This is a genomic window from Halorubrum sp. SD612 (assembly GCF_002135005.1).
Genome location: NZ_NEWI01000335.1, coordinates 1 through 1,631, shown reverse-complemented (window position 1 = coordinate 1,631; position 1,631 = coordinate 1). Strand labels below are relative to the sequence as shown.

Genomic DNA, 1,631 nt, shown 5'->3' with positions numbered 1-1,631 from the left:
ATACGAGACGACCCGGGCGCTCGTCGAGGAGAACGAGTCCGAGATCGACGAGAAGTACCCGAACCTCAAGCGCTCGGTCTCCGGCTACAACCTCCACAAGGTGATCTACGAGAACGACGACGGCGAGGAGGTGATCAACCTCACGAAGCTGTTCGTCGGCGCCGAGGGGACGCTCGGGACGATAGTCGAGGCCGAGGTGTCGCTCGTCACCCGCCCCGAGGAGACGGCGCTCGCGCTGTACGCCTTCGACTCGCTGGTCGACGCGATGAAGGCGGTCCCCGAGGCGCTGGAGTTCCCCGTGAGCGCGGTCGAGCTGATGGACGACGAGGTGTTCTCGCTCGCCGCGGGCTCACAGGAGTTCGCCCAGTACGCCGAGCCGATCCCGGACCGCGCGGCCGCGGCGCTCATGCTGGAGTGGGACTCGGAGCTGGTCGACGACTTCGAGGACGCGATCGCCGACACGACGGCGCACTTCGTCGACGAGGGCGACGCCTTCGACGTGCTGGAGGCGTACACGCCCGACGCGCAGGAGGACCTCTGGAAGCTCCGGAAGGCGGCCATCCCCCTCCTGATGAGCATGCGGGGCGACCCGAAGCCGTACCCGTTCATCGAGGACGCGACGGTGCCGCCCGAGGAGCTCGCGGAGTACGTCGGGCAGTTCGAGGACGTCCTCACCGACCACGACACCTCGGCCGCCTACTTCGCGCACGCCGGGAGCGGGACCCTCCACATCCGGCCCATCCTCTCGCTGAAGGAGGAGGAGGGCGTCGAGAAGATGCACTCCATCTCCGAGGACGTCACCGACCTCGTCTTGGAACACCACGGCGCCTTCTCGGGCGAGCACGGCGACGGGCTCGCGCGCACCGAGTTCAACCCGAAGATGTACGGCGAGGACCTCTGGAGCGCGTTCCAGGAGCTCAAGTCGACGTTCGACCCCGAGTGGCGGATGAACCCGGGGAAGGTCGTCTACGTCGACGGCGAGACGGCGGCCGAGCGCGGCTACCCGGACTCCGCCGCCGACACGGACATGCGCGAGAACCTCCGGTACGGCCCCGCCTACGAGTCGATCGAGCCGCAGACCGAGCTGGACTTCGACGACGAGGGCGGCTTCTCGCACCTCGTCGAGCTGTGTAACGGCTGCGGCACCTGCCGGGAGACGGACTCGGGCGTGATGTGTCCGACCTACCGCGCCTCCGAGGAGGAGATCCAGGCGACCCGCGGCCGGGCGAACATGCTCCGGGCCGCGATCAGCGGCGAACTCGACGACGAGGAGATCCACTCCGACCGGTTCCAAGAGGAGGTGCTCGGGCTCTGCGTCGGCTGTAAGGGGTGCAAGAGCGACTGCCCCACCGGCGTCGACCTCGCGAAGCTGAAGGCCGAGGTGAAACACGAGCACCACGAGGCGGAGGGGTCGGGGCTCCGCGAGCGGATCTTCCGCGACATCGACCGCTTCTCGGCGCTCGGGAGCGCGCTCGCGCCGATCTCGAACGCGGCGACGAAGGTCCCGGGCGCCCGCAAGGTGATGGGGGCGGTCGCGGGGATCGCGCCGGACCGCGAGCTGCCGACGTTCCGCTCCGAGAGCTTCGAGGAGTGGTTCGCGTCCCGCGGCGGGTCGACGGTCGACCCCGGGG

General features: G+C 69.2%; 1 protein-coding gene. It reads left to right on the top strand.

The features are described 5' to 3' along the window. Positions 1-1,631, top strand: a 1,631-nt coding sequence (locus B9G38_RS17080; RefSeq protein WP_198945733.1) for an FAD-linked oxidase C-terminal domain-containing protein, incomplete at both ends; no start/stop codon positions are given.